This window comes from Noviherbaspirillum massiliense JC206, assembly GCF_000312045.1.
GTDB lineage: Bacteria > Pseudomonadota > Gammaproteobacteria > Burkholderiales > Burkholderiaceae_D > Noviherbaspirillum > Noviherbaspirillum massiliense.
In genome coordinates, this window is sequence record NZ_HE978635.1 from 856862 (window position 1) to 883031 (window position 26170).

Consider the following 26170-nt stretch of genomic DNA (forward strand, 5'->3'; position numbering starts at 1 on the left):
CCAACTCCGACATGCCCGGAGCGCCGCCGACAGAAACGTGGACACGCTCTCGACGGTCAATTAATCCGGCTCATCCTTCGCAGTTGCACGCGTCCAAAACTTACCTCCGCAAGTTATCGTTTATTCAACACTGTAATTGAGATGGCTGTACCCGAGTCAGCCTGGAACGTTTGTTATGCTCTGTTATTGTCGAAACCTCCCAGTAACGCCTGCACCGCGCCCAGCAACTGCTTGAAGGTCCCCCGGTAGTACCACACCAGGCCGCACATGGCATACAGGGACAGGGACGCCGGAAAGTTCGCTTCCCGCATCAGCTCAAGGGCGACCGGATTCTTGAATTTCCAGTACAACCAGTAGCAGCCGTCGACGGTGAACCAAGTCAAGAACAGCATCAACGGAAAGCGGCGCCACTGGCGGGTTAGCACTACGCGCATGCTCCAGGCGGCCGTAAAGTAAGCGAACAGGGCCATGATGAAACTGATCGGGATGTCCCAGTCCGGAGCTTCATAGTAGAACGAGCCGACAATGAGAAGGCCAATGCCCACTGATAGCGCCCCGAGCTTCCAGGGGCGGCGGTACTCCACCATCAGCTCCTGGACTTGCTCTCTTATGTGCATGGCTTTGTCCCGGCACGACCAGGTTGAAGGGTGCGGATGCGATATGGCTGCGTAACGCCGTCGCCCGCCATTCCCGAGTACGCTTCTCATCTTGTTGCGTTTCAAGACTGAACCGGGGCGAATACCGGCTTATGCTCTGTGCCGGCGCCCGGAGTCAGGAAAAGCATAGTGGTTTCAACATCCGTCTTGGCCGTGTGCCACGCGCCGCGTGGCACAAGCACATACGCCCCCGGGGTATCTAGCTCAATCACCTGCTCGGTGTCGGCCATCTCAAGAACCAGGGTAGCGGCTCCGGAGAGGAGCATGACCAGCTCATCGCCCGCCGGGTGGCGCTCCCAGGTGGCCCACGGCTCCGAGAACGTAAAGGCTGTCATCAGCCTGCCTTCGTCGAGCTCGGGGCGCTTACCGCTGGTCAGCTCCTTCCAGAACGATGCTGTTACCGGCACGACTTCAGCCTCCGCGCCGTCACGAAAGTGCAGATAACTGGAAAGGATGTGTTTTACGTTCATCGATTTCGTCATGCGGCATCGAACGCAACCGGGGCCACGTGCGCAGCACGCATTCTCCGGGTTAAACAAATTAGGTCCCTGGTTGGACGAGATTGATGAGATTGCCGCAGGAGTCTTCAAATAAAACCGCTGTGACGGGTCCCATGCTCTTCGGCCCACCTCGAAATTGAACGCCTCGCTCCTTGAGACGAGAGTACTCAGCCGAGATGTCATTGGTGATGAAGGCGGTGGCGGGAATGCCAGCTTCAAAGAGCGCCTTTTGGTAGATGCGCGATGGAGGAAACTCCATTGGCTCAAGGACCAGCTCGACCCCCGTGGCGCCCTCGGGGGAGCATACGGTGAGCCACCGAAACTCTCCCATGGGTATATCGTGCTTCTTTTCAAACCCAAGAATACTGGTATAGAAGGCCAGAGCTCGCTCCTGGTCTTCGACCAGGATGCTTGCCAGCGTGATTTGCATGACTCACTCCTTTCGGCAGTTCAGGGGCCTAAGTCATTATAAGTTACAGAGTATCAATTTAATAATGGGCACGCTGATACGTCCGCTTCCATGACGTGCGACAGCCCAAGGAATTCGGCGGCAAAGACGTCGAAGGGATGCTATCGATGGTGGCCAATGAGCGCAAAAGCACGCCTCCTGCCCATCGCCAGGCAGCGCATCGTTGTCTCTGTACAAAGAAGTGCCGACGACGGAGCTGCTCTTGGTAGGGGACGTCGGGTCGACCGGACGGAATGAGCCGGCGCCTCAGGCGACCACGGCACGGTGATTCCATTGGTGACCACATACATCGCCGCCCACTCGATTAAGGAAGTCAGGCGTTTTTAGCCCGTAAAAATTCCTCGTTGAGGCGGTTGGCTTGTTGCGCCGGCGGCCGCGAATACAAGCGACTGACGTAGGCGTCAAACACGGGGCGCCGCTCAATCGAGCCGAACATCATGCCCCAGCCCAGGCTCGAGCCCACATACACATCTGCCGCCGTGAATTGCTCGCCGCAGATGTACGGGCCAGGGGTGAGTGCCGTTTCAAGCGCATGGATGGTGGCGTGATAGCTGCCAAACCCCGCCACACCGCTTTTGCCTTCAGGAACTTGCCAGCCGAACGCTTTGGCAGTGACGGCCATTTCCAGCGGGCCGGCCGCAAAAAACAGCCAGCGGTAGTACGCGGCACGACTGGGGTGGTTCACTGGCGGGACAAGGCGCTTGTCGGGAAAACGGTCTGCCAGGTAGGTGCAAATGGCGGCGACTTCCGTAATAACGGCATCACCATGGACTAACGCCGGCACTTTGCCCATAGGATTGACTGCAAGATAGTCGGGCGCTTTCATGGGTGGCCCGTACTCAAGCCAAATGGTCTGGTACGGCTGACCAATCTCTTCCAGCATCCAGTGCACGATACGCCCCCTGGATTGCGGGTTCGTGTAAAACACCAAATCACTCATGCCGAGTCTCCTGGTTAAATAGATTTAACGTCGAGTTAAATTTTGTTCTCATACCGACTCGCCAAATTTCAACAGATTGCCGTGTGGGTCAATAACATAGAGTTCCCTCATTCCCCATTCCCGTACAACAGGCTCCTGTATATTCAGACCCTTCGATACAAATTCCTGATACAGCTCCCGAGTGTTCGCACGTATGTAGCAGGAGCTCGCCTCAGCAATTCGACGGTCATCGCACGGCCAAAAGTGAATCTCGCATCCATCGCGGCTCACTATTGCATAGTCCGGATACCGGCCCACCTCCTTGAACCCGAGTTTTGCCGTGTAAAAATCCACTGACTGCTGTAGGTCTAATGAAGGAAGCACTGGAACGGTACTTTGAATATCAGCGGCCATAGAAAAATTTAACGTTTAAATTGACCCGCATGCCGCAGGCATGTCGGTGTCGAATGATGAGTTAGCATTACGGTGCATCTCCATCGGCCAACTCATGCAGTCCTGAAAGGGGTACCAGCTTGCGGTTTTCATCAATTTCACAAAGTCGCCACTGAATTTGTTCGGCAATTTCATCTTCCAAATCGCCTGGCTGCCCGGCGTCGAGCGCACTCACAGTTTGATGGACGAATTCCGACATCACACCGCGCAACAGTAGCAGCAAATCCTCACTGTTTGCTCCCGCATTAAGCAAGCGGGAATATGCGGCACAGGCTCCTGGCTGGGTATCAGCCTCATAGGCAACCCAACGTTTTAGCCAGAACTGGTCGTCTTTCGCCGGCACTAGCTTTCGCAGCTCGCGCAAAAATGCCAGGCTGGTGAGATTGCCTAGTTTTTCCTCAAATTCGCTCGATGCCCAACCTTCCGGGTCCTCTACACCTATCTTGCGAAACAGCGTCTCCCATTCTTCTTTGGTTCGCATTCTCGTATGCCTCGTAGTGATGCTAACTTGTTATAAATCGCAAAACACCAATTTAACATGGCCGTTTGCGATATAACATGGGAATCAAGACCCCGCGAGAATGGCTTGCCACCTGATGTTTCCGCCCATATACTGTGGATATGTCCAGCATTAACAAGTCCTACAAACCACGCAAGCGGCTGCATTCCACCCACCTTCTCGACCGGCTTTGCGAACGACTCCGATACCTGCATTCCAGCCTGCGCACTGAGCAAGACTAGGTGTACTGGGTGCGCTGGTACATCCGCTACCGCTACCATGCCATCCAGCATCCCAGGGAAATGGGCGACAAGAAGGCAGACGAGTTCCTATCGATGTTGGCCAATGCGTGCAAAGTCCCCTTCCGCTGTCGCCAAACCCTCAGGGCACCATTGCTTCTTTACAAAGAAGTACTACGGATGGGCCTGCCTTGGAGGGAGAACATCAGGCGCCTGTGCTGCGTGCCCGCATTCCGGTGGTTCTCACACCTGCTGCCTACCCAGTCGACTCTCTACTGCCACTATCGCAGCATCCAGCCTCTATATTCACATTACCGAGAACAAACCGGGCAATAGCGTTTCATGCTTCTACGTACAAAGTAATGCCCAGGTCGACACAAGCCTCTCGGGCAACCGGCAGACCATTTAATACGGCAGGACAGCCAGCGTAAACCGCCGTCTGCATGCTTATCTCCGCCATTTCCCGGGCAGAGTACCCAACGTGCGCCGCTGCATGAACATGCACCTTCTGGGGCGCGGCATTGCCAAGAGCTGTTAATGCTGCCACGAGCGCCTGTTCCCGTGCCCTTAACCCAGTCCCTTCATGGGCGTAGATGTCGGCGAATGCAAATTTCACCAGGTAGCGGGCAAATTCCGGAAAGCTGACCATCACCCGATTCATTCCGTCGACCTGTTGCAATGACAAGCGAATCAGGAATCCCTGCCGGCTTCAGCACATTGAACATGTGGTGCCCGATGCATCTTATCGGGCGCGCATATTCACAGCCGGATCGCTCTGTGCAACAATTCGCTCCCTTTGCTTCGATCTCCCGCCCGGATGGCGTTTCGCGCAGGCGCATCCGCACTTGTACCCAGCACCATGCTCGATCCCTTTAACCTTTTGCTACTCACCGCCGCGCTGTGCATCGTCATGCTCTTTGTCCTGGGCTCGCTCATCCGCAGTGGCATTCCGGGGATAAGGCAATGGGTCGCCGCGAATGGCTTGGCGTTTGTCGCCCTGCTTCTGTATGCAACTCGGGGAATAGGCCCGGCATTTTTAAGCATCGAGGTTGCAAACACGGTATTCGCGCTTGCGATCGCTGCCGTATTGGCCGGATTCAGAAAATTCTTTGGTCGCCCCATACCAAGCAAGATGCTGATCGGAGGCCTGATCTACGTCGCCGCCGGGATTTCAGTCTTTCACTATGGCGTGGAGTCCATGACGGCACGCATCGTCGTCGTGTCAATCTTTCATGCCGCGACATGTCTGTTCGTTGGTCTCACGATTTTCCAGTCAATCGGCACGGCGAAGTCACGCTATTCCTATTTCTTTACCGGTGGCGCCGCATTGTTGTTCGCCTTCGCCCACGTTTTCCGGGGATTTGTGTATGGAATCGGCGCTGATGCCCTGAGCTTTTCGTTCCAAAGCACCGGCTGGAATGTCTTGTTCTTTTCCATTGGCACCCTGGTTCTGCCCATATTGACCATGGGCGCAGTGATGATGGTGCACGACACCATGATGGCAAAGGCCGTCGATGCGGCGAACCGCGATTTTCTCACCGGAACATGGTCCCGGCGGGCCTTTCTTGAGTTTGCAGAACATGAAGTCAGCAGAGCGCGCCGCACCGGGCGTGTATTTTCCTTGCTTCTGCTTGACATCGATTACTTCAAAAACATCAACGACACGTTCGGACATGCCGTCGGCGACCGGGTACTTGTCGACATTGCGGCAAGGGTTCGCAAGGAGATACGAACCGTCGACTGTTTGTCCAGAATTGGCGGCGAAGAATTTGCCGTGCTGTTACCCGAGACCAGCCACTCCGCCGCACTGCTGGTGGGCGAGAGATTGCGGGCGGCCCTGGATCAGCAAATCAGTGCCAATATCGCGGGCAACAAATCCGGCAACCCTGTCCGCTACTCGGCCAGCATTGGCGTAGGCACGATGCAAGAGGGCGAGTCGTTTTCTGAACTCATGCAAAGGACGGACATCGCACTCTATGCCGCAAAAGCTTCGGGCCGAAACGCGGTGTTCAGCACCTCGAAAGTAGTGCCTGCCTCTTCCAGCCCTGACATGGCAAAGGCATAACAACAGCATTTTCGTGCGGTGCTTGTCTTCGCCGGCTGTCATGGGAATTGCCGAACCAACTGCACCGATCCCGATCCGCCAGCTGGCAGATCCCGCAACTGGGAAGATCGCTTGCCTTGCCGCTTTCCTGTTTGCCGGCATCCGCCGTCAGGAAAAGCGCGCACGGCCTTGTGTCAGGTTGCGCAATGCATCTTTCGCCTGATCCTGCATGATGCCGGGCAGGCGAATGCGCAGGCGCACCGTTTCGGCGTGGCTCCCGTGCACCAGCGCATAGCCCTGCTGTTCCGCCCAACGCCGCACCCTGGCTTCTTCCGCATAATCACACTCGACATCCAGCTCGGCATAGCTGATGCGTTCGATTCGCTGCGCCTGCATCAATGCGGCGGCAACGGCATCGGTATAGGCGCGCACCAGGCCGCCAGCCCCCAGCTTGATGCCCCCGAAATACCGCACTACCGCAGCCAACACGCCGTCAAGCTCATGATGGCGCAGTACTTCCAGCATGGGGCGTCCCGCCGTCCCGGACGGCTCGCCATCGTCGGACATCCCGGATTGTCCGCCTGCCATCAGCGCCCAGCAGACATGGGCGGCCGCGCGGTGCTCGTTGCGCAGGCGATCGATTTCCTGCATTGCAGCATCACGGTCGCTGACGGGAAAGACAAAGCCAATGAAGCGGCTTTTTCGAATTTCGATTTCCGTTTGTACCGGAAATGCCAGGGTGTATTTGCTCAAATGGTGAAATGCCTTAATAAGCTGGTCAATTGTGCCAAAAAGAAGGGTGCTGCCGCGCCTGCTTGCTGCCTGCCATGAGAGACGGTTCGGATTGAGATTGCTGGCGGCAACTGATCAGGAGCCTCAGTCGAATTTCAGACTCTTCGCCAGCGATTCATCCATGATATACGGCAGGAACAGGCTCAACACTTGTGAAAACCCCCAGTCGAGATGATCGCGCGTCACCCGGGTCACGTTGTGGCGGCAGTGGAGATAATCCAGCCAGTAACTGGACACGATCCAGGCGTTGACCACCAGCCGGTCGATTTCCGCCGGTGCCATCCTGAGCAAGCCATTTTCCACCATACCTTGCAGCACAAGCCGGATCTCGGCTTGCCCGCGGTCGGCAAGCTTCATGTTCTTGCCCCGCAGCTTGGGCGCGACGCGCATGACGCTGGCGCCGTCACGGTAAAAGAAACGCCATTCCCACATCAGGTTGAACCAGCGCTTCAGGTATTCCAGCGCGGCATCTGGATTCGCGCTGGAGGACTGCGGTACGCTGGCGACCTGGTTCATTGCGGCTTCGAATTGCTCGAACAACGCAAGCAGGATGTCCTGCTTGCGCTTGAAGTAGTAATAGAGGTTGCCTTCGTTGATGCCCACCGCGCCGGCGATTTCCGCCGTCGTCACTGCATCCGGCCCTGCTTCATTGAACAGCCGCAGGCAGGTTTCCAGCACCCGGTCCCGCGTGTTGAGGGTCTCTTCCGCCATTGTTTATAGTCAAGTTGACAATACTAAGGTATTTACCTTAATGTGCATGATGCAGCAGCGGACCGTCTTCCGCAAGCTCAAGACGTCCCATCCTGCGCATAGTCGGCGATTGCAAGGAATGTCCATCGGTTAACAACGATACTGAAAGGACTTGCCATGAAGTTCGATCTGGAAGGAAGCGTTGCCGTCGTCACCGGCGCGGCGCAGGGAATCGGTGCGGCGCTGGCGCTCGAACTGGCGCACCGCGCCTGCGACCTCGCGCTGGTCGACCGCGACGCGTCGCTGCTCGTGCGAAGCGCGCAATCCGCCCGCGACCTGGGGGTATATGTCACCCAGTACCAGCTGGATATCGCCGATGCCGCCGGCGTCGCCGCCCTTCCCGACAGGATTGTCGCCGACCATGGCCGGGTCAACATCCTGATCAACAATGCCGGGGTGGCGATGATGGGCAATATCGAACAGCTCTCGCTGGACGATTTCGAATGGCTCATGAATATCAATTTCTGGGGCGTGGTACGCACCACCAAGGCCTTCCTGCCCCTGCTGCGGCGCGAGCCACAAGCGCATATCAGCAATCTGTCCAGCGTGTTCGGCCTGATCGCACCGACCGGCCAAGGCCCCTACTGCGCCAGCAAGTTCGCGGTACGCGGCTTTTCCGAAGTGCTGCGCCATGAACTCCGGGACAGCAATATCACCGTGTCGACGGTCCATCCGGGCGGGATCAAGACACGGATCGCCCATCATTCCCGCCGCGCTGCCGGATTCGACGAGCAGCAGGCCAGGGAGCTCGCCGACAAGTTCTTCCGGCTCGTCAGGACCTCGCCGCAAGAGGCTGCGCGATGCATCGTGCGCGGCATCGAGCGACGTTCGCCGCGCGTCCTGATCGGTGCGGATGCGCGCCTGCTCGACTGGCTTTCCCGCTACCTGCCGCTGGCGTACTGGCCGCTCATCAGGAAACTCTTCGAGGTGCCGCCGAGCGGCAGCGCCCAACCCGATGCCACGCTCAAGCAAAAGGTTTCGCCATGAGCTGGCAGGCGCAATTCTTCAGCTTCCTCCTGCGCCATACCTTCAGGCGCAAGCTGGCCGCTGCCGCCGATGCGGCCAGCGCGCGCGCCGTCCTCAATAACGGCATTTCGCGCACGCCCCGGGGTGTGCGCATTACCGGGGACACGCTCGCCGGCGTACCGGGCGAATGGGTCGAATCGCCGCGTGGCGGCAATGGCATGACCCTGCTTTACCTGCACGGCGGCGGCTATTTCGCGTGTTCGCCAGTAACCCATCGCGCCATCACCGCCTTCTACGCCCGCCAGGGCTTTCGTGTCTTCGCCCCCGCCTACCGGCTCGCGCCCGAGCATCCGTTCCCGGCAGCGCTCGACGATGCCCAGGCCGTTTATGGCGCGCTGCTCGGCATGGGAATCGATCCGGCACGGCTGGCTGTTTCCGGCGACTCCGCCGGCGGGGGCCTGAGCCTGTCGCTGCTGGTACGCCTGCGTGATCATGGCACTGCCCTGCCAGCTGCGGCAGCATTGTTTTCCCCGCTCACCGACCTTGCCGCCACTGGCGAATCGCTGGTGAGCAACAACGCACGCTGTGCCATGTTCTTTGGCCACCGGGTCGGGGAAGCTGCACAGTTCTATCTTGCCGGCACCGATCCGCGCACGCCGCTCGCTTCGCCACTGTATGCCGATCTGCGCGGCCTGCCGCCGCTGCTGATCCACGTCGGCGTCGATGAAACCCTGCGCGACGACTCGACCCGGCTGGCGCAACGTGCGCGCGAGGCCGGTGTAGCGGTCGACTTGCGCAACTGGCCGGACGTGCCGCACGTCTGGCAACTCTTCCACCCATTTATCCCGGAGGGCCGGGATTCGCTCGCCGAAGCTGCCGGCTTTCTCAGACGTGCGATCGTGTTCGGTCCACCAGATAAGGAGCCGGCATCCGCGAGAGGCATGCCCGAGCCACGCTTGCCGTCTACCAATGCGACGCCGGACGCAGCCAGCATGAAGACACCGCTGCAACCGGATCTCGACGCTGCCATCATCGGCAGCGGCTTCTCCGGAATCGGCATGGCGATCAAGCTGAAGCAGGCGGGCATCACATCCTTTGTCGTGCTGGAAAAGTCGAATGACATCGGCGGCACCTGGCATGCCAATACCTATCCCGGCTGTGCCTGCGACGTGCCCTCGCACATGTATTCCTTTTCCTGGGAGCGCAATCCCGGATGGAGCCGAATGTACTCCGGCCAGCCGGAAATCTTCTCGTACCTCAAGGAGTGCGTGGCCAAATACGGACTGGCTCCGTATATCCGCTTGAATACCGAAATGACCGAGGCGGCATTCGATGAAGCCAACGATTGCTGGCAGGTGCGCACCGCCGACGGCAAGTCGTTCACGACCCGCATCCTGGTCTCGGCCATGGGTGCCCTGAGCCGCCCCGCGTATCCCCATCTTCCCGGGATGGAGCGCTTCAAGGGCATGGCCTTCCATTCTGCCGAGTGGAAGCACGATTACGATCTCGCGGGCAAGCGCGTCGCGGTCATCGGCACCGGCGCCAGCGCCATCCAGTTCGTGCCGCAGATTGCGCCGAAGGTCGCCAGGCTGACGCTGTTCCAGCGCACACCGGCCTGGGTCCTGCCCAAGAAGGACCGTGCGATCAGGAGGCTGGAGCAGGCCATCTTCAGGCATGTTCCGGGCGCCATCGGCCTGTTCCGCAATGTCGTCTACTGGCGCCAGGAATCCCTCGGCGTCGGCTTCGTGCATCCGAAGCTGATGAAGCTGGCGGAAAAAATGGCGCTCGAGCACCTGCAGTCGCAGATCAGCGACTCCGGCCTGCGCGACAGGCTCACGCCGCGCTACACCATTGGCTGCAAGCGCATCCTGATCTCAAATGATTACTATCCCGCGCTCGCGTGTCGGAATGTCGAACTCGTTACTGCAGGCGTAGCCGAGGTGCGCGAAAACAGCATCGTCAGCCGCGATGGCGTGGAACATCCCGTTGATGCCATCATCTTCGGCACCGGCTTTCGCGTCACCGACCTGCTCACCCCGGTGCGCCTCCTCGGTCGCGCCGGCGTCGACCTGAACGATGCGTGGAAGGACGGGGCGCAAGCCCATCTCGGCGTGATGGCGGCCGGCTTTCCCAACCTGTTCCTGCTGCTCGGTCCGAACACCGGACTGGGCCACAACTCGGTCGTGTTCATGGTCGAACAGCAGATCGGCTACATCATGAAATGCCTGCGCTTCATGCGTAAAAGGGGAATGACGGCTATCGAGGTGCGACCGGAAGTGCAGGCAAGATTCAATGACGACCTGCAGCGCCGCCTGCAGACCACGGTCTGGGCAACCGGTTGCAAGAGCTGGTACCAGACGGAGCATGGCAAAAACGTGACGCTGTGGCCGGGATTCACTTTCCAGTACTGGGGCCGCATGAAGAAGCTGAATGTGTCGGAATACCGCTTCACGCGCGTTGCATCTGATAACCCTGCAGGCGAGCAGGAAGGCTTGCCGATCGGTGCCCGGACTGCAGGCTCAGCGTGAATGTTGTGGCGGAGCATGTCCCAAGGGGCTGGAAATGCCACTCCGGCCAGCAGGAGCAGATGGTCAGGACACAACCCGCCCCTAATCCGCCACGCCCCAGTTGTCGCGCAGGACGGACAACATGCCGACGATGATCGGATCAAATTCCGCCGCCACCGGATAGAGGAAGGACAATTGGGTGTCGGCGCTGGCATGGCTCCAGATCGCAATCTCACCCTTTTCCGCCGCGACGAGCGCGAGGTCTTCCCGCATCAGCGACAGACCCAGACCCGAGCGCACCAGGCTGTGCGGCGACGCCAGTTCATCGGTTTCCATCACGATGTTCGGATGCAACCCCTGCCTGCCGAACATCGCGACCAGCGACTGGTAGATGTGGCTTTTCTCGGGAGCACCTATCCATGGCATGGCCGCGATTTCCTTCCAGCCGCAGGTGGACAGGCGACTGGCATAGTTCGGCGGCGCCACCACCCGGTAGCGCACCCCGCGCAAGGGAAAGCTCGCCACATTCCGGTTGTTGACCGGGCCGACATAAAATCCGGCAGCGAATTCCCCGGTCGAGACCGCATCCAGGATGGTGGCCGCCAATGCGGACCGGGTCTTGATCTGCACCAGAGGCAATGCCGTCATGAGCCCGTTCAGGAAACTGCCCAGCCTGAGGAAGTCCGGATCGCCCAGGGTGCCGATCAGCACCCGCCCCGTGATTTCGCCCTTGATCTCCTTGGCCTTGGCCAGCGTCGCGTTGAACGTGTTCAGCGTTTTCTCGAACTCCGGGAGCAGCAGTTCGCCCGACTTGGTCAGCGTGATTCGTCCGTGGTTGCGATCGAACAATGCAATCCCGAGCTCCTGTTCCAGCGCCTTGATGTGGCCGGTTACCGCAGGCTGCGTGACATGGAGCGCCTCGGCAGCCTTGGTAATATGCCCGAGCTTGGCGACCGTGATGAAGGTACGAAGCTGGTAAATCTCCATGAACGATTTCCTCTTCTTCTTTTCATGTCCACCCCTGTCCGGCTTGCTGGCCCGGACCAGGCAGGTTCTCCTCAGAGCGGATTTGATCATCCCGTGGCCGGGATGTCCAGACAGGAATTTGGGCCGCTTCACTGCAGCAGCTAGCGCAATCCTGCGGGGTGGCCGGCTCGACCGGATGTTTCGGACCAGCCATTCGGAGTGGATGCTCCCGGGCAGAGCATGAAAGGCCGGTGTGGCGGCGCTATGCCGGCGATATCACGCCGCCAGATGAGAAACTACACTGGCAGGTAGCGAATCTGCGAGGTATCGATGCCCAGGCGGACCGAGGCCGATGGGGCGAATGAGGTCGTCCCGGAGAAGTGGCTCTGGTCGGCCGTGATGACCGCTTCACCGACACGCACCCGGTAGCGCGTGAATTCACCGAGGAATTCGCTCTGCTCCACGGCGCCGTTCAGCCAGACGTAGGCACCGTCGCGCACCGCATCGCCAACCGCCATCCTGATGGTGTGGGGCCGGAAGCTGATGGCCATGCGCCCGGTGCGTGCTTCCGGATGCTTGGGCAGGATGATTTCGCCGATGCCGGGCGCGCGAAAGCGCAGCGTGTCGCCGTTGACGTGCTCGATGTCGCCAGTCAGCAGGTTGGTGGTGCCGACGAAATTCGCCACAAAGGGATTGACCGGATAGTCGAACAGGACGGCCGGCGTTCCCAGCTGCTGCACGACGCCCTTGTCCATCACCGCCATGCGGTCGGCCGTGGTCATCGCTTCTTCCTGGTCGTGAGTCACGAACACGGTCGTGATTCCCAGCGTGCGCTGCAGGGAGCGCAATTCTTCGCGCATCTGCACCCGCAGCTTCTTGTCGAGGTTGGACAAAGGCTCGTCGAGCAGCAGGACCTGCGGCTCGATCACGATCGTGCGCGCCAGCGCCACGCGCTGCTGCTGGCCACCGGACAGCTGATTGGGCCGGCGGTTCGCATATTGTGCGAGGCCAACCAGTTCGAGCGCAGCACCCACCTTCTGGCGGATAGTGGCCTTGTCCATGCGCCGTTCCACCAGACCGAACGCCACATTGTCCCAGACCGTCATGTGCGGCCACAGGGCGTAGCTCTGGAACACCATTCCGATATTGCGCGCATGCGGCGGCACGCCGGTGATGTCCTTGCCATCCACCAGCAACTGGCCGCGCTGGTGCTGGTTGAAGCCGGCGATCAGGCGCAGCAGGGTCGATTTGCCCGACCCTGACGGGCCGAGCAGCGCAAAGAATTCGCCCGGCTCGATGCGCAGGTTGATGTCCTTCAGGACTTCGGTCTTGCCGCCGTCGTAGGACAGGCCGATATTCCTGCACTCGACCGCGATTTTCCTGAGTTGTTTCATGGTGCCACCTTCACTTCCTTGTTTGCGATCATTCCGGCCAACGCGTCCGGACGTTCCTGAATTGCTGCGGCCTGCGGCGGCACGTCCTCCTCGTCGAGCTGCCGGGTCCGCGTCAGTGCCGATGTCCTCTCCACGATGAGATGGGAGGCATAGGTGCCGAGCGCAACGATGACGACTGCGAGCACGCCGAGCGCCGCGCCGGGGCCGCGTCCGGAGACGCTTTGCATGTAGAGGTAGATGCCGTAGCTCATCGGCGCCTGCGATTCCGAGGTGGTCATCAGGATGGTCGCCGACAATTCGACTGCAGCCGTGATGAAGCTGGTGACGAAACCGGCCAGAATGCCGCCCGCCATGAGCGGGATCACCACGCGCCGGATGGTGCGGGCCTTGGTGGCGCCCAGGCTTTCCGCCGCTTCTTCCAGGCTGAGGTTCAGCTGCTGCAAGGCCGCAATGCAGGAACGCAGCGCATAAGGCAGGCGACGCACCGCATAGGCGATCATGATCAGTACCCAGGTCTGGGTAAAGAGCGTGTCGGTAAAGGGAATCGTCACATCCTTGAAGAAGCGCAGGTAGCCGATCGCCAGCACCACGCCCGGGATCGCCATGGCGGCGCTGGCGGCATAGTCCAGCCATTGCCGGCCCCTGAGCTTCGTGCGCAGGATCAGATAGGCGATCGCGGTCCCGAGGATCACGTCGATCAGGGCGGCCAGGCCGCAATACAAGAGCGTGTTGCTCACCATGCCGCCGGTATTGCTGACCACCGCTACATAGTGCTGGAAGGTGAACGCATCTGGCAAAACCGAGAAACTCCATACGCTGGCGAGCGAGAGCAGCAGCAGCCCGAGATGCGGCGACAGCACCACGAGCAGCACGATGCCAATCCAGCCGTAGGCCAGCACGGCTTGCCAGGCAGTCAGCCTGCGGCGCTGGATCGAGTTGCCGCCCTTTTGCGTGGTCGAATAATCCTTCCCCTTCAATACATGCGCGGACAGCCACAGGGCAAGAATCGAGAAGGCAATCATGATGAAGGAAATGACATACCCAAGCGGATCGTCGAGACCGACCGAGGTGATGCGCAGATACGCTTGCGGCGCCAGCATGTTGGTCGTCCCCAGCACCAGCGGCGTGCCGAGGTCATCGAACACCTTCACGAACACCAGGGCCGCGCCCGCGATGAAGCCCGGCATGGCAAGCGGGAAAATCACGCGGCGGAACAGGCGGAAGCCTTTCGCACCGAGGTTCAGCGCGCTTTCCTCCATGGCGCCATCGATGTTGCGCAGGGAGACGACGAGGTTCATCAGGATGAAGGGAAAGTAATGGATGCTTTCCACGAAGACCACCGCCTTCAGGCCATCCATGATGGGCAGCTTGAAATCGAACCACTCGTCGAGCAGCAGGTTGAGGCTGCCGTTGTTGCCGAAGATGAGCTGCAGCGCGACCGCACCGACGAAGGGCGGCATGATCAGCGGCAGCACGCCCAGCGTCTGGATCAGGATCGATCCCCGGAACTCGAAGCGCACCGTGAAGTAGGCCAGCGGCACCGCGATCAGCGAGGCGAACAGCACCGACAGCAGCGACACCACCAGGCTGTTGAGGAAGGATTCCTTGAGCAGGGATTGCTCGAAGAACGAGACGAAATGGTGGAGCGTGAAATGCCCTTCCGTGCCGAATGCCGACCACACCACGGTTCCGACCGGCAGGATCAGGAACACGAGCAGCGCGGCTGCAATGAGGAGCGCTACCAGGGTAGGCGCAAGAGGAAATCGTTGTTTCATGAGGCATCCTTCTCGCGGTCTGCGGCGAGAATGTCTTTACGGGAGGATGGCGGCAGGGCGGGATGCAAGCGCGTCCACGTCCCTGCCCGCGGTCAGCCGCTTACTTGATCGCGGCCGATGCCTGTTGCGCGAGCTCCAGCGCCTTGGCATAGTTCGCCTTCGCCGTCGAGTTCCATTGCTCTTCGAGGGAGGCGAGCTGCTTGTTCGCGGAGTCGCCGGCCGCTTTCTTGGAAACCGACTTGGTGAACAGGTCCAGAAAAGCCGGCTTCTTGAGCGTTTCCGCATCGACGACCGGCGTATAAGCGAGTGCCCGGGCCTGTTTGATCAGCTCGGCCGCCTGCGGCGAAGATTTGCCGGCAAGTTTCTTTTCCGCCTCGTGGATGGCTTTCGTAGCAGCCTGGAGATCCTTGTGGCGGAAAGTGATCGTCTGGTCGAACATGGACGTCACGACGTGATAACGCGCCTGTGCCAGCTGCGAGTCGAACTGCACCTTGGATTTCTTGGCGATTTCGAAGATGTTGGGATAGCCGGCCGGGATCTTGCCCTGCAGCTTGTCATAAGGGACGATCGGCATCCGGGAAATCTTCGGATCGAGCAGCAGCTCCTGGCCTTCATTCGAGAGCGCGAATGCCATGAACTTGCGTGCATCTGCCGGGTTCTTCGCGCCGGCGACCAGGCCGATGTTAGCCGGCACCACCGCGGTGACGGCCGGATAGGCGAACTCGACGGGGAAACCGCTGTACTTGCCGGCCAGGCCGAAGAAATCGATGACGAGGCCGATACCGAACTGGCCGCTGTTGACGCCGTCGGGCACGCCAAAGGAGCGCTCCGTGACGGCCGCGCAGTTGCCCGCGATTTCAATCAGCTGCGCCCAGCCCTTGTCCCAGCCCTCGCCCTGGAGAATGGTTTCGACGGTCAGGTGGGTCGTGCCCGAGCGTGACGGCGCGCTGATGGCGACATGGCCGAAGTATTCACCCTTGGTCAGGTCGCTCCACTCCTTGGGCGCGGCAAGCTTGTGAGCCTTCAGGTAGCGGGTATTCCACATCATGCCGTAGCCCGACAGCGCCTGCCCGTAATACAGCCCGTCGGGATCATTCATCGGGTAATTGCCGATCTTGTCGGGCGCAGCCGGATTGATCACTTCGGGCGCCTTTTCAAGCAGCTTCTCGCGCGACAGCACTTCGAAGGCATCCGGCGCCGAAGCCCAGAATACGTCGGGCCGCTGCCCCGGCGAGTTTTCCTTGATGAAGGCAAGCGATGCCGTCGTGTTCTTGTTGAGGATTTCGACCTTGATGTCCGGGTACTTCTTCTCAAAGGCCTTCTTGTAGGTATCGGTGATCTCTTTCGGGAACGAGGTAATGACGGTAATCGGCCCCGCATGGGCACCAAGTGCCGCCATGCTCAGAAGCGATGCAAGCAGCGTACGTTGCAAACGGAATTTCATGGAATCTCCTCCTTCTCTTGTTGGAATTGAGATGTTGCCCGGAAAAATATAAGGGGCAAGCGGAGGGATTTCCAATCATAAATCGTGATGCGGGTGATAAAGGGCGGATGTTGCGTAGCACAATTGACGCAGTGCTGGTGCAGTCAGAGACAGGCCTCAATCTGCTGGCGCCATGCATCAGCATCAATATTAGTTTCTGCAAGAAGTGAACAGGCGCACATGCCTGAAACCAGTGGAGACTGCCAATCCCGGTCCAGATGCTGCGCCGCAAATACGGAATTGCTGCCTCACTTCCCTGATCGAGTGGTTCGCCATCTCGTGTGCTTCAGTCTCATAACTTTCCGCAACTTGATTCAGCCGTCCCGCCATTGCAAGCGGGCGACTTGTACCGGCGATTAACCGGAATGCGCCGGCAATCTTTGCTTCGTGATTAAGTTCCTTAGTCACGGTGCTCTCCCGATCGTCGCGCTCCCATGGATATGGGAAGCTGCACAGAAACTGCACGCTTTGCAGCTTCTCTCACCGGCAAGCCGGCGCAATGCTTGATGCGCCTATATACCGTGCTTGAGGGAGCACAACATGCCCCTTGCATGCGACTCCAAACTAGGCGAGCACCGCGGCCCTTCATTTTGACCCGGCGGTCCCGGGCACCGCGTTTACGGCTGACATACGCAGAGGGATATGGTGAATCACGGGAAAGGCGGGCTTCGGGCATGGGCGGCAGTCGCATTGACTGTTACTCTGCTCGGGTGCGCCAGCAGTACGTCCTGTCCCACTTCCTTCCATGTGGGCAGCATCAATGGCGGTGCGATAAGTGGCCAAAGCAGCGGTCAGATTTCGTCAGGCGACTTGGAGCCGGACGTTTCAAACGCGGCAGGAATCTCTGGTGGCGGGGGGCTTGTGGACGGCAGACTTCGGCGTCTGGCCGGGCCACGCAACGCGAAGCAAGTCATCATCCTGATCGCCGGCATCCATGACAGTTACCGCTACTTCGAATCCTGGGCTGGGCCGCTTTCCGCAAGCGGGTCTGCAGTCTGGGGATGGGATCACGATCATCGTTCCTCATCGATCGAGCAATCGGCCGCCATGCTGGCGTCGGACCTGACCACGCTTGCCAGGGCCGGCACACCGGATATCGTCCTCGTCGCCCACAGCATAGGCGGGCTTGTCGGCAAGGGAGCGATCGACCAGCTCTCGCGCACCGGAGCAGCCGGCACATTCACCCGTCTGGACCTGCACGCCTTCGGTACTCCCTGGGGCGGGTTCGCGCTGCTTGAAGTCGCGATGAAGGTGCCGGGCTCGATTGCCCTCAGCAAGTTCTTCCGCTATCCGATGGCGCCGGAACTGCGGCCAAGCAGCCGCTTTCTTGCCAGCCTCGCCGCACCGATGCCACCCAACGGCGAGCTGCATCTGTACGTCGGGACGGATGACGGCGTGGCGCAACCGGACACCGCCGCTGCCAGGCAACGTTATGCGGAACTTGAAGCGCAGGCAAGGACGGTAACCGAGCTCGACGGTGTCCGGCACAACGATTACAACCGGCTTGTCGCGCTCACCAATGAAGTGAAGGGCACGCGTCCGGGACCGGCCTGTACCCGCCTTCCATGCCGGCTGGCCATGCATGTATCGCAGTGTGCCGCCACTGCACTCGCAACGGCAGCGCTTCCAGGCACACGTTGAACCGGCAACAGCCGTGAATACGTAAGCAATGGCAGCAAAGCAACAGAAGCTGTGCCAAGCGGAAAGCAGGCCGGACCGGCGAGATATGCGCTCGTACAGATACGGACAATGAATTTGCCGCGCCGGCGAATGTCAGAGCATTGCGACCCATCATCCTGACAGAGGAAGAGGCATGACGATCACCGTAAGGAACACCCGCCCGGAAGCGCCACAAGTGACCTTGTTCGGCAGGCTGAACGACGGCACGTATTCCGCCGCCGTGATGGAAGAGACCGGCGTCCCCTATTCTCCCTACTGGGACAACATGCTGGAGCAAGTCATGGTGTACATCGATCCGGACGAGGATCAGCTGGCCAGCATGCTGGCAGCCTTGAAAGATGGCCGGCTTGAGTTCGCCGATCTTCAGAATTACGGCTCGTCGAGCGGCGGCACGTCCACGATTCCGATCTGAAGGGATGGCCGGTTATGCAAGCATAGCCGGCGGAAAAATCAATGCGCCATTCCGCGGTTCTGGTCGGTATTCGTGGCCGCGGCCGATGTCGGCGGGGCCTCTTCCACCGCAGAACCGGTAGCCTGGTTGCTCGGCTGATGCTGGCTCGACAGCGCCTGCTGCAGGCGCTGTTCCGCATCGCGCGTCAGCGACGAGCGCAGGACGGTTCCGCCGTACCGAGCGAGTTCATCCGTGAACTTGTCGGGGGTGAAGCGACGCGCCAGGATGAAGATTGCGGAGCCGCCCGGCTGCAGCTGCGTGCCCAGCTCGCGCATGAAATCATCATTGATGCCGTAATCCGCGACTGCGCCGGTAATGGCGCCGGCACCGCCACCGATGGCCGCCCCCAGCAAAGGATTCAGGAACAGCAAGCCGATCAGGCCGCCCCACGCGATTCCGGACACCGCGCCCAGCAGCGGGATGTTCACCGATTGATAGAGGCGAACCTTGCCATCCTGGTCCTTGGTCACGTAAGCCGCATCTTCAAGATCCACCAGATACTCTCCCTGCAGGCGGCGCATGTTCGAAAGCACCTCTTCCGCCTTGTGCATCTCCCGATATGCAACGACGATCAGATCAGCCATCTCGGTCTCCTTGAAAGTTGGAAAGCTGGTGTTGAGTAACTGTTGCGCCACCGTGCACCTTCCCGTTGAAGTCGCATGGTGGTGCGGGGCATCAAAACCGGTCAGAAGCCATGGGAAGGCGAAAGTTCATTCACCGCCAGCCACCAACGGAATCGCGGCCCTCGGAACTTTCCAGGCATGGGCGCAGCCCTTGAATGTGATTGGCTCCTATAGCATGTAACCAATATCCGAAGCGCCGGTCGGGTAGGCAAACATCATTTCCTTCAAGTCCTCGGCACGAAGGTCATGACGGATGGCCAGGGCAAACAGGTTGATCACTTCATCCGCATGCGGGCCGACCAGATGTGCGCCGAGCAGCTTGCCGCTGCTCTCTTCCACCAGCACCTTGAACCCGTACACCGGTTGCGCTGCCTGCCGTGCGGTGAACCAGTTGGACGCTTTCTGGCGTTTCATGCGGAATGGAATGCCCTTGTTCCGCGCTTCGTGTTCGCTCATGCCTACCGCTGCGATGGGCGGGATGGTGAATGCCACGCTCGGCACTGCCCGGTAATCGGGCCGGTGGTGATTGCCTTCAAGAAGATTGGCTGCGACAACTTTCGCATCATGGCTGGAGACCGGCGTCAGGGGTGGCCCCATCTGTGCCGCATCTCCGGCCGCATACACCGCAGGGTTGGAAGTGCTCTGCAAATAGTCGTTGAGGCGCAGCCGTCCCTTTTCCACAGCGACGCCGCCGGCTTCGAGGTCGAGCGCATCGAAGTCAGGCTTGCGGCCCGCCGCATGCACCACCAGGTCCGCCTCCACGCTGTCGGTCCCGCCCTCTCTGGCCACCTGCACCGCGTAAGCACTTCCGTTTTTCTCGATGGCTTGCACGGAAGCGCCGGTGCGCACATCGATGCCGGCCGAACGGAAGGATGCATCCAGCCAGTCGACCAGCTCGGGATCGAAGCGCGTGAGCATGCGGTCGCCGTGCTGGATGATCGTGACTTGCGCACCGCAGCGCGCGGCGACATGGGAAAACTCGGCTGCGATATAGCCGCCTCCCGCCAGTACGATACGGCGCGGCAGCGCGGCGAGCGCGAGGAAGTCTTCGTTGGTGGCGAGATATTCCTCGCCGGGCACGCCAAGCTTCACCGGTTCGGCGCCGCAGGCGATCAGGATATGCCGTGCTTCGATCGCTTCCCCATTCACCTCCAGGGTATTCCTTCCCGTGAAGCGGGCGCGGCCGTGGTAGCCGGTGATGCCTTGCTCGGCAAAGCTGCGCTCGCGCTGTTCAGGCACCGGGTCGGTGAACGTGCGCTTGAAGGCCATCAATGCCGGCCAGTCGATATGGGTATCGCCGGCGATACCCTTGCCCTGCATCCGGCGCACGCGATCGAGCGCGCTGGCGGCTCCCGCCAGCACTTTCTTCGGGTCGCAGCCGCGCAGCACGCAGGTGCCGCCGAAGGGGTGATAATCAATGACGGCGACGCTCCAGCCGGCGGCGCGTACTCGCGTGGCAGTTGCTGTTGCGGCGACTCCTGTGCCGATCACTGCAAGATCGTATCGTCCCGCCATCGCATGTCTCCAGAGGGATGAAATGTAACGCTGTGTGCCGCCTGTCAGATCGCGCCGCAATCCTGCCGGGCCGAAAGACGAGGCAGCTGCAGCCCGTGCCTGATTCGACTGCGGACAGCGGCGGCGCGTTCCTGCCGCGCGCACCGCTCTGCGTTGCACGCCGTCATGGCGGGATGAGGAAATGCCGCTTCTGTTTCGCGTCCTATAATGAAAAGGACCGATGCGGAGGACGTCATGTCACCGAAACCGAATGCATTTCTGAAACGGGTCTATTCCCTTTTCCACCGCAGCAGAAGTCTGGGCGTGCTTGCCGTCGCGGTGGCCGCGCTTGCCGGCATGCAGTTGAACGGCCATGCCGGCAACGATAGTGCTGTGAAGATTCCCGCTCCCGCAACCGACATTCCCGCCGATGCGCAGGACAGCCCGCAAACCGCGGTCTTTGCAGGCGGATGCTTCTGGGGCATACAGGCCGTGTTCCAGCACACCAGGGGCGTGCTGAATGCCGTCTCCGGCTATGCGGGCGGTGCCAAGAATACGGCGAATTATGTGGAAGTGAGCACGGGCAATACCGGTCATGCGGAATCGGTGCAAGTCACTTTCGATCCCGGTCAGATTTCCTACGGCAAGCTATTGCAGATCTTTTTTTCAGTGGCGCACGATCCCACGCAGCTTGACCGCCAGTATCCCGATTCCGGCACCCAGTATCGTTCCGCGATCTTCTACAAGGACGATGCGCAGAAGCGGGTTGCCGAGGAATACATTGCGCAGCTGGACCAGGCGCGTGTCTTCCCGTCCCGCATCGTAACCAGGCTGAGCCCGCTGAATGGTTTCTACCCGGCTGAAGCCTATCACCAGGATTACGCCACACGGCATCCGGGCACGCCTTATATCGCCATGTTCGACCGGCCGAAAATCGACAGCCTGAAGCAGGTGTTCCCGGACCTGTACCGGGCGGAACCGGTGCTGGTCGGCGCCCGTAACCCGGCCACCGCCGACAGCCGCCAAGGAAGCGGGAAGCAGTAATCGAAATTCAGCGGAAAGAGGTCAGTTTCCACCGGCCCGCATCTTCTGCAGGCCCGCGGCAATTTCGTCACTCAGCGCCGCGAGCGCGCGGCCGTAGCCGGCGGCAATGTCTTCATAACTTCCTGAGCGCACCGGCTCGCGGATCACGGAGCAGCCGATGCGCGGGTTCTCGGTTTTCCCGCGTATGGTCCAGACGGCTTCGATGATCACTGCTTCGCCAGGAACGGCATCGAAGCGCTCGATGTCCACCGGAATCCGGTAATCCGCATGCTGGCTCGCGTAATCCTGACTGGCAGTGACTCGCACGCCACCCATGCGGCTGCCGAGGTCGGCGGCGAGCGTGCGGGCAATCTGGGGTTGCAGGGATTCGGCCCAGCGGTGCTCTTCCAGCACTTCGACCTGATTCGGACCTTGCCGCACCACGAGCGGCGGGCGATCGACCATCTCGGGGATGCGCACCGGCCCCACCGATACGCTGAAGCCGGCCTTCCCCGCCTGGCCCTCAGTGGTGGTGGGGGGCGCATTCCCCGGCACCGGGTTCAGGGTGTAGTAAGTCGTCTTCGCCGGCGTGCCGCAGGCCGCCAGCAAGAACATGGCAAGGACCGCTGCCATGTTCGCAGCGGAACAGAGCTTGCGCAGGATCATTCCCCCTCCCGTCTTCCGCGGATCAGCGCCTCCGGGTGGCGTCCCAGGTAATCGGCCAGCACCCGCAGGGACTGGGCGGCCCGGCTGACTTCGCGCAACGTGTCATGCAAGTCGTTCTGCACCGGCGCATCGGTGGAGAGCGTGCTTTCCGCGCTGTTGAGCGCCTTCTGAGCCTGTTTCAGCGTGTCATTCAATTCCGGCACGACCGAACCGTCGAGCTGCTTCAGCAGCGCATCTGCGCTTTGCAGCGTGTTGTTGAGGGTCCGGAGGGTCTTGTCGGCATTGTTGCCCAGGCTGTCGAAAGGCACCTTTTCCAGTTTCCTCACGATATTGCCGAGCGATTCCTGGATATCTTCCAGTGCACCGGTGGTGGTCGGCAGCACCGGCGGGTTTTTCGACCAGTCGATCTTGGCCCTGGGTGCATGCGGGAAGAAATCGAGCGCGACGTAGAGCTGGCCGGTCAACAGGTTCGCGCTCTTGAGCTGGCCACGGAAGCCGCGCTCGACGAGCCGGTCGAGCAATACATGCGGGTCGCGTTCGAGCGCCGACATCTGCGGCGCGCCCGGCCGGTAGCGCGAGCGCATGCGCTCGGGGAAGATGTTGATCTCGACCGGGAAGCGCAGGGTCTTCGAATCCCGGTCGTACTCCACGCTGACCGCCTTCACCTCGCCGATGGTGATGCCGCGGAAATCGACTTGCGCGCCCGGCGCCAGCCCGCGTAGCGATTCCGAAAAGTACAGCAGGTAGGTCTGCACTTCCTGGCTGACGCGCTTCAGGGCCGATGCCTTGTCCGGGTACAGGGTGAAGCTGACATCGGCATTTACCGGCTCGCCCGGCGGCGCTTCCGGCGGCGCCTGGAAGGAAATGCCGCCGACAATGATGGAGGTCAGCGATTCGGTATTGACCTTCAGCCCGGCGCCCTCCAGCGCCACGTCGATGCCGCTCGCATGCCAGAAGCGCGCATTCGAGGTGACCAGCCGGTCATGCGGCGCATTGACGAAGATTTCCAGCGTGACGCCCTTGCCGTCCGCATCCAGGGTATAGCCCGTGACGTTGCCGACCGGTACGCGGCGGAAATACACCGGCGCGCCGATATAGAGCGAGCCGATGTCTTCTGCATGCAGCACGAATTGCTTGCCCTGCGCATCCGAGGTGACGGCCGGCGGCACGTCGAGGCCGGTGAAGTGCCGTCTTTCCTTGTCCGACTTGCCGGCGTCGAGACCGATATAGGCGCCGGACAATATCGTTCCCAGGCCGGTGATGCTGTTGAGCGTGATGCGTGGCTTGACCACCCAGAACTTCGTGTCCTCCATGAGCAGGCTTTCGGCCTGCTTGGCCAGGTCGGCGGTCACGGTAATGTGCGAACGGTCCCGGGCAATATTGATTGCCGTGATGGTGCCGATGTCGACATCCTTGTAGCGCACCTTGGTCTTGCCGGCTTCGAGGCCTTCCGCATTCTTGAAATCGATCGTGATGGTCGGGCCGCGCGCCAGGATGTGCTGGATGGCGATCCAGCCGCCGACGAGGGCCGCCACCAGCGGGATGATCCAGACCAGGGAAAAGGTCCAGCGCCGCTTGGGCACGGCGACCGCTTCCGGGACCGAAGGAGGAAGAGCGTCAGCCATTCTGCTCCCTTGCCGAGTCCCAGATCAGGCGCGGGTCGAAGGTTTCGACGGCGAGCATGGTCAGCACCACCACCGCGCCGAAGGCGACCGCACCCAGTCCGGCACGCATGGTGGCCAGGGCTTCGAGATGCACCAGCGCCACCGACAGTGCGACGACATAGATGTCCAGCATCGACCAGCGGCCGATGAAATCGACGAAGCGGTAGAGCTGGGTGCGCTGCTGCGCTTCCCAGCGCGTGCGGCGCTGGACGGACACCAGCAGGAGGGTGAGCGCCATCAGCTTGGTCAGGGGCACGACGATGCTGGCAAAGAAGATCAGCGCCGCGATGAACCAGGAACCGGTGTTCCAGAACAGGATCACGCCATTCAGGATGGTGCTGCGCTGCGATTCGAACAGGGAGCGCGTTTCCAGGATGGGAAGCAGGTTGGCCGGGATGTAGAGAATGTAGGCCGTGATCACCAGTGCCCAGGTGCGCGCGACGCTGTTGGGTTTCCTGAAATGCAGGGACGAGCGGCAGCGCGGGCAGCGCAGGCCGGCATCCTGCCCCGGGGTGCGGCACAACAGGCTGCAGACCGGGCAGCTCACGAGCCCCAGCGAAGCCGCGGAAACGGAATCCATCAGGCTTCCCTCCGGGCGGCAACCGGGCCCGCATGCGCATGCCGCCGCTCAGCTTTCATGCCTTGCCTCCATCGGGTGGCGCTGGCTCCTGGATTCCACCCAGCTCCAGAAGTCGCGCACGCTGAATGCCGCCGAGCCCATCGAAAAGAATATGATCAGTCCGATGAAGGACCACAGGGCGATTCCCGGAACGATGGTGGCGAGGTCGGCCAGTTTGACCAGCGTCACCAGGATGCCGAGCATGAAGACTTCCATCATGCCCCACGGATGCACCACCAGCACGAAGCGAAACAGCGCCGGCACGCCGGGCGGCACCCAGCCGAGCCGCAGCGGAATCAGCATGTACAGCATCGCCGCCAGTTCGAATCCCGGGATCAGGATGGTCGTGACCAGCACCAGCATCGCCACCAGCGGCCGGCCCTGGTCGTAGAGCGCCTGCACCGTGCCGACCAGGGTCGTGGTGTTGTAGCTTCCCTGCACCGCCAGCTCGGCGATCGGGAACAGGTTGGACACGATGAACAGCAGGGCGCTTCCCAGCATCACTGCCAGCATCCAGTCCAGACGGGTGCGGGTACCGCGGTACAGCAGCGCCCCGCAGCGGATGCAATGGGCGTCGCTATGCCGCTCCAGCTTCACTTCGCGCTGGAGCAGGTCGCAATGCTGGCAGGCGACCAGCCGGGTCGGAGGCGCTGCAGTCTCACCGGGCTGCTGCGCTTGCATGCTGGATGTATTCAACAAGATGCACTGGAATGATGGTTAGGTTGGCTGAATGCCGCCGCCGTCAGCCGGGCTCGCAGGATCGGTCACGGATGCCCATCCCTCTCGACGGAAAGGCGCGCGAGCACCCACGGCATGATTTTCGCGTAGACAATCATAGTGGCCCAAGGTTGCGCCTGTTTGAGAGAAATTAACCTGCGGGCAGTGCCGCGCCGCCGGATTCCTTCCGGCTGGCGGGGAATGGCGCTTTTCTTGCGTGTTCTCAATAGAAGGAAACTTTGCCAGCGGCGGACTGTCCGTTGATCTTTCACCGATTTTGTGCGCCGCCGCAGCCACGCGGACAGCTTCGCAAAGGAAAGGAAGGAATGATGAAAGCCATGCATACCACCGCGCTTGCAGTCGCAGCCGGGGTCCTGATGATCGGCCTCGGAGGCTGCCAGAAGAAGGATGAAAGCGCGGGCCAGGGAACGGCGGAAAAGGCCGGGCAGCAAATCGACCAGGCCGCTTCCAAGGCAGGGCAGGAGTTGAACAAGGCCGGCGAGAAAGTCGGTGAAGTAATGCAGAAGGCAGGTGAAAAAGGCGGGGAAGCGGTCAAGAGCGCCGGGGAACAGCTGCAGAACAAATCCCGGGAAGCGCAGCAGCAGTCGGACGCGCAACAACCTCAGCAGAAGCAGTGATCGGATGTAATGGCGCAGGCGGCGGCGCTTTCGCATGTGCTTGAGACATATGATTTCATCGCCTCCATATTCATATCCTGAAGCTCAGGTTGTGATCCAGATCATGAATCGTGATTAGTACCTTTGATATTCATCATCTACCATTCAGTTGTCTCCTCCTACTTTAAAGTACCCTCCCTGCTT

26 protein-coding genes and 1 pseudogene are annotated in these 26170 nt (G+C 60.6%); 8 read left to right on the plus strand and 19 right to left on the minus strand.

Going from position 1 to position 26170, the window contains the following annotated elements; translation table 11 throughout:
- Window positions 1-173 precede the first annotated feature (173 nt).
- From HGHM_RS19445 to HGHM_RS19475, 7 genes are all read right to left on the minus strand, one after another.
- Window positions 174-617 (minus strand): hypothetical protein, encoded by a 444-nt coding sequence (locus HGHM_RS19445; protein ID WP_019143249.1) that lies wholly within the window; start codon window positions 615-617, stop codon window positions 174-176.
- 101 nt (window positions 618-718) lie between these two features.
- Window positions 719-1138: a cupin domain-containing protein gene (locus HGHM_RS19450; protein WP_019143250.1), complete on the minus strand. Its 420-nt coding sequence runs from the start codon at window positions 1136-1138 to the stop codon at window positions 719-721.
- A 58-nt stretch (window positions 1139-1196) separates the two neighbouring features.
- Window positions 1197-1586, minus strand: a complete 390-nt coding sequence (locus HGHM_RS19455) for a VOC family protein (protein WP_019143251.1) — start codon at window positions 1584-1586, stop codon at window positions 1197-1199.
- A gap of 352 nt (window positions 1587-1938) precedes the next feature.
- Window positions 1939-2565, minus strand: a complete 627-nt coding sequence (locus HGHM_RS19460; protein ID WP_019143252.1) for a glutathione S-transferase family protein — start codon at window positions 2563-2565, stop codon at window positions 1939-1941.
- A 48-nt stretch (window positions 2566-2613) separates the two neighbouring features.
- Complete coding sequence (locus HGHM_RS23790; protein WP_019143253.1) at window positions 2614-2958, minus strand: bleomycin resistance protein; 345 nt, start codon at window positions 2956-2958, stop codon at window positions 2614-2616.
- A 67-nt stretch (window positions 2959-3025) separates the two neighbouring features.
- Entirely contained in the window at window positions 3026-3478 is a 453-nt protein-coding gene (locus tag HGHM_RS19470; protein WP_019143254.1) for a hypothetical protein, read from the minus strand.
- Between the two features lie 597 nt (window positions 3479-4075).
- A complete protein-coding gene (locus tag HGHM_RS19475; RefSeq protein ID WP_051155349.1) occupies window positions 4076-4396 on the minus strand; it encodes a carboxymuconolactone decarboxylase family protein in 321 nt (106 codons plus the stop codon).
- A gap of 198 nt (window positions 4397-4594) precedes the next feature.
- Between HGHM_RS19475 and HGHM_RS22020 the strand changes: the two genes are divergently transcribed.
- Window positions 4595-5800: a GGDEF domain-containing protein gene (locus tag HGHM_RS22020; protein ID WP_034349431.1), complete on the plus strand. Its 1206-nt coding sequence runs from the start codon at window positions 4595-4597 to the stop codon at window positions 5798-5800.
- Between the two features lie 147 nt (window positions 5801-5947).
- On the opposite strand, the gene HGHM_RS19485 is transcribed toward HGHM_RS22020, so the two are convergent.
- Together HGHM_RS19485 and HGHM_RS19490 are read right to left on the minus strand one after the other, a co-directional pair.
- Entirely contained in the window at window positions 5948-6532 is a 585-nt protein-coding gene (locus HGHM_RS19485; RefSeq protein WP_019143257.1) for an IMPACT family protein, read from the minus strand.
- Window positions 6533-6655: 123 nt separating this feature from the next.
- Window positions 6656-7282 carry a TetR/AcrR family transcriptional regulator gene (locus HGHM_RS19490; protein ID WP_019143258.1) on the minus strand — a complete coding sequence of 209 codons (627 nt, stop codon included), beginning with the start codon at window positions 7280-7282 and terminating at the stop codon, window positions 6656-6658.
- Between the two features lie 156 nt (window positions 7283-7438).
- Here HGHM_RS19490 and HGHM_RS22025 point away from each other — a divergent pair, with 156 nt between their 5' ends.
- From HGHM_RS22025 to HGHM_RS23910, 3 genes and pseudogenes are all read left to right on the plus strand, one after another.
- The gene (locus tag HGHM_RS22025; RefSeq protein WP_019143259.1) at window positions 7439-8308 is read left to right on the plus strand and encodes an SDR family NAD(P)-dependent oxidoreductase; all 870 of its coding nucleotides are present in this window, start codon (window positions 7439-7441) and stop codon (window positions 8306-8308) included.
- Between the two features lie 197 nt (window positions 8309-8505).
- Window positions 8506-9102 (plus strand): annotated as a pseudogene (locus HGHM_RS23905) (alpha/beta hydrolase); the annotation flags it as partial.
- Window positions 9103-9279: 177 nt separating this feature from the next.
- Window positions 9280-10815, plus strand: a complete 1536-nt coding sequence (locus HGHM_RS23910) for a flavin-containing monooxygenase (RefSeq protein WP_173390529.1) — start codon at window positions 9280-9282, stop codon at window positions 10813-10815.
- 81 nt (window positions 10816-10896) lie between these two features.
- On the opposite strand, the gene HGHM_RS19505 is transcribed toward HGHM_RS23910, so the two are convergent.
- From HGHM_RS19505 to HGHM_RS19525, 4 genes are all read right to left on the minus strand, one after another.
- Complete coding sequence (locus HGHM_RS19505; RefSeq protein ID WP_019143261.1) at window positions 10897-11781, minus strand: LysR family transcriptional regulator; 885 nt, start codon at window positions 11779-11781, stop codon at window positions 10897-10899.
- Window positions 11782-12056: 275 nt separating this feature from the next.
- A complete protein-coding gene (locus tag HGHM_RS19515; RefSeq protein WP_019143263.1) occupies window positions 12057-13154 on the minus strand; it encodes an ABC transporter ATP-binding protein in 1098 nt (365 codons plus the stop codon).
- Window positions 13151-14929, minus strand: a complete 1779-nt coding sequence (locus tag HGHM_RS19520; RefSeq protein WP_019143264.1) for an ABC transporter permease — start codon at window positions 14927-14929, stop codon at window positions 13151-13153. Before HGHM_RS19520 ends, HGHM_RS19515 begins: the two co-directional genes overlap by 4 nt.
- A 100-nt stretch (window positions 14930-15029) precedes the next feature.
- Window positions 15030-16373 (minus strand): ABC transporter substrate-binding protein, encoded by a 1344-nt coding sequence (locus HGHM_RS19525; protein ID WP_019143265.1) that lies wholly within the window; start codon window positions 16371-16373, stop codon window positions 15030-15032.
- Window positions 16374-17273: 900 nt separating this feature from the next.
- Here HGHM_RS19525 and HGHM_RS19530 point away from each other — a divergent pair.
- Both HGHM_RS19530 and HGHM_RS19535 read left to right on the plus strand, forming a co-directional pair.
- Window positions 17274-18053 carry an alpha/beta fold hydrolase gene (locus HGHM_RS19530; RefSeq protein ID WP_019143266.1) on the plus strand — a complete coding sequence of 260 codons (780 nt, stop codon included), beginning with the start codon at window positions 17274-17276 and terminating at the stop codon, window positions 18051-18053.
- 172 nt (window positions 18054-18225) lie between these two features.
- The gene (locus HGHM_RS19535; protein ID WP_019143267.1) at window positions 18226-18504 is read left to right on the plus strand and encodes a hypothetical protein; all 279 of its coding nucleotides are present in this window, start codon (window positions 18226-18228) and stop codon (window positions 18502-18504) included.
- Window positions 18505-18542: 38 nt separating this feature from the next.
- Here HGHM_RS19535 and HGHM_RS19540 read toward each other — a convergent pair whose 3' ends face one another.
- Both HGHM_RS19540 and HGHM_RS19545 read right to left on the minus strand, forming a co-directional pair.
- Entirely contained in the window at window positions 18543-19127 is a 585-nt protein-coding gene (locus tag HGHM_RS19540) for a DUF1269 domain-containing protein (RefSeq protein ID WP_019143268.1), read from the minus strand.
- Between the two features lie 207 nt (window positions 19128-19334).
- Window positions 19335-20681 (minus strand): dihydrolipoyl dehydrogenase family protein, encoded by a 1347-nt coding sequence (locus HGHM_RS19545; protein ID WP_019143269.1) that lies wholly within the window; start codon window positions 20679-20681, stop codon window positions 19335-19337.
- 234 nt (window positions 20682-20915) lie between these two features.
- Here HGHM_RS19545 and msrA point away from each other — a divergent pair, with 234 nt between their 5' ends.
- On the plus strand, window positions 20916-21704 hold the full coding sequence (gene msrA / locus HGHM_RS19550; RefSeq protein ID WP_051155371.1) for a peptide-methionine (S)-S-oxide reductase MsrA: 789 nt from the start codon (window positions 20916-20918) through the stop codon (window positions 21702-21704).
- 21 nt (window positions 21705-21725) lie between these two features.
- On the opposite strand, the gene HGHM_RS19555 is transcribed toward msrA, so the two are convergent.
- Genes HGHM_RS19555 through HGHM_RS19570 form a run of 4 tightly spaced genes read right to left on the minus strand, consistent with a single transcriptional unit; the run spans window position 21726 to window position 25313 of the window.
- Window positions 21726-22349, minus strand: a complete 624-nt coding sequence (locus HGHM_RS19555) for a PqiC family protein (protein WP_019143271.1) — start codon at window positions 22347-22349, stop codon at window positions 21726-21728.
- Window positions 22346-23974 (minus strand): PqiB family protein, encoded by a 1629-nt coding sequence (locus tag HGHM_RS19560; RefSeq protein ID WP_019143272.1) that lies wholly within the window; start codon window positions 23972-23974, stop codon window positions 22346-22348. The genes HGHM_RS19555 and HGHM_RS19560 overlap by 4 nt, the downstream gene beginning before the upstream one ends.
- Window positions 23967-24593 carry a paraquat-inducible protein A gene (locus HGHM_RS19565; RefSeq protein ID WP_019143273.1) on the minus strand — a complete coding sequence of 209 codons (627 nt, stop codon included), beginning with the start codon at window positions 24591-24593 and terminating at the stop codon, window positions 23967-23969. The genes HGHM_RS19560 and HGHM_RS19565 overlap by 8 nt, the downstream gene beginning before the upstream one ends.
- Before the next feature lie 48 nt (window positions 24594-24641).
- Window positions 24642-25313, minus strand: coding sequence for a paraquat-inducible protein A (locus tag HGHM_RS19570; RefSeq protein WP_019143274.1), 672 nt, complete (start codon window positions 25311-25313; stop codon window positions 24642-24644).
- A gap of 362 nt (window positions 25314-25675) precedes the next feature.
- Between HGHM_RS19570 and HGHM_RS22035 the strand changes: the two genes are divergently transcribed.
- Window positions 25676-25987: a hypothetical protein gene (locus HGHM_RS22035; RefSeq protein ID WP_019143275.1), complete on the plus strand. Its 312-nt coding sequence runs from the start codon at window positions 25676-25678 to the stop codon at window positions 25985-25987.
- The last annotated feature ends 183 nt before the right edge of the window (window positions 25988-26170 follow it).

Bases quoted from the DNA above. Each gene is read 5' to 3' on its own strand.
- HGHM_RS19445 (WP_019143249.1), bottom strand. From the start codon at position 617: ATGCACATAAGAGAGCAAGTCCAGGAGCTGATGGTGGAGTACCGCCGC.
- HGHM_RS19450 (WP_019143250.1), bottom strand. From the start codon at position 1,138: ATGACGAAATCGATGAACGTAAAACACATCCTTTCCAGTTATCTGCAC.
- HGHM_RS19455 (WP_019143251.1), bottom strand. From the start codon at position 1,586: ATGCAAATCACGCTGGCAAGCATCCTGGTCGAAGACCAGGAGCGAGCT.
- HGHM_RS19460 (WP_019143252.1), bottom strand. From the start codon at position 2,565: ATGAGTGATTTGGTGTTTTACACGAACCCGCAATCCAGGGGGCGTATC.
- HGHM_RS23790 (WP_019143253.1), bottom strand. From the start codon at position 2,958: ATGGCCGCTGATATTCAAAGTACCGTTCCAGTGCTTCCTTCATTAGAC.
- HGHM_RS19470 (WP_019143254.1), bottom strand. From the start codon at position 3,478: ATGCGAACCAAAGAAGAATGGGAGACGCTGTTTCGCAAGATAGGTGTA.
- HGHM_RS19475 (WP_051155349.1), bottom strand. From the start codon at position 4,396: ATGAATCGGGTGATGGTCAGCTTTCCGGAATTTGCCCGCTACCTGGTG.
- HGHM_RS22020 (WP_034349431.1), top strand. From the start codon at position 4,595: ATGCTCGATCCCTTTAACCTTTTGCTACTCACCGCCGCGCTGTGCATC.
- HGHM_RS19490 (WP_019143258.1), bottom strand. From the start codon at position 7,282: ATGGCGGAAGAGACCCTCAACACGCGGGACCGGGTGCTGGAAACCTGC.
- HGHM_RS22025 (WP_019143259.1), top strand. From the start codon at position 7,439: ATGAAGTTCGATCTGGAAGGAAGCGTTGCCGTCGTCACCGGCGCGGCG.
- HGHM_RS23910 (WP_173390529.1), top strand. From the start codon at position 9,280: ATGAAGACACCGCTGCAACCGGATCTCGACGCTGCCATCATCGGCAGC.
- HGHM_RS19505 (WP_019143261.1), bottom strand. From the start codon at position 11,781: ATGGAGATTTACCAGCTTCGTACCTTCATCACGGTCGCCAAGCTCGGG.
- HGHM_RS19515 (WP_019143263.1), bottom strand. From the start codon at position 13,154: ATGAAACAACTCAGGAAAATCGCGGTCGAGTGCAGGAATATCGGCCTG.
- HGHM_RS19520 (WP_019143264.1), bottom strand. From the start codon at position 14,929: ATGAAACAACGATTTCCTCTTGCGCCTACCCTGGTAGCGCTCCTCATT.
- HGHM_RS19525 (WP_019143265.1), bottom strand. From the start codon at position 16,373: ATGAAATTCCGTTTGCAACGTACGCTGCTTGCATCGCTTCTGAGCATG.
- HGHM_RS19535 (WP_019143267.1), top strand. From the start codon at position 18,226: ATGACGATCACCGTAAGGAACACCCGCCCGGAAGCGCCACAAGTGACC.
- HGHM_RS19540 (WP_019143268.1), bottom strand. From the start codon at position 19,127: ATGGCTGATCTGATCGTCGTTGCATATCGGGAGATGCACAAGGCGGAA.
- HGHM_RS19545 (WP_019143269.1), bottom strand. From the start codon at position 20,681: ATGGCGGGACGATACGATCTTGCAGTGATCGGCACAGGAGTCGCCGCA.
- msrA (WP_051155371.1), top strand. From the start codon at position 20,916: ATGTCACCGAAACCGAATGCATTTCTGAAACGGGTCTATTCCCTTTTC.
- HGHM_RS19555 (WP_019143271.1), bottom strand. From the start codon at position 22,349: ATGATCCTGCGCAAGCTCTGTTCCGCTGCGAACATGGCAGCGGTCCTT.
- HGHM_RS19560 (WP_019143272.1), bottom strand. From the start codon at position 23,974: ATGGCTGACGCTCTTCCTCCTTCGGTCCCGGAAGCGGTCGCCGTGCCC.
- HGHM_RS19565 (WP_019143273.1), bottom strand. From the start codon at position 24,593: ATGGATTCCGTTTCCGCGGCTTCGCTGGGGCTCGTGAGCTGCCCGGTC.
- HGHM_RS19570 (WP_019143274.1), bottom strand. From the start codon at position 25,313: ATGCAAGCGCAGCAGCCCGGTGAGACTGCAGCGCCTCCGACCCGGCTG.
- HGHM_RS22035 (WP_019143275.1), top strand. From the start codon at position 25,676: ATGATGAAAGCCATGCATACCACCGCGCTTGCAGTCGCAGCCGGGGTC.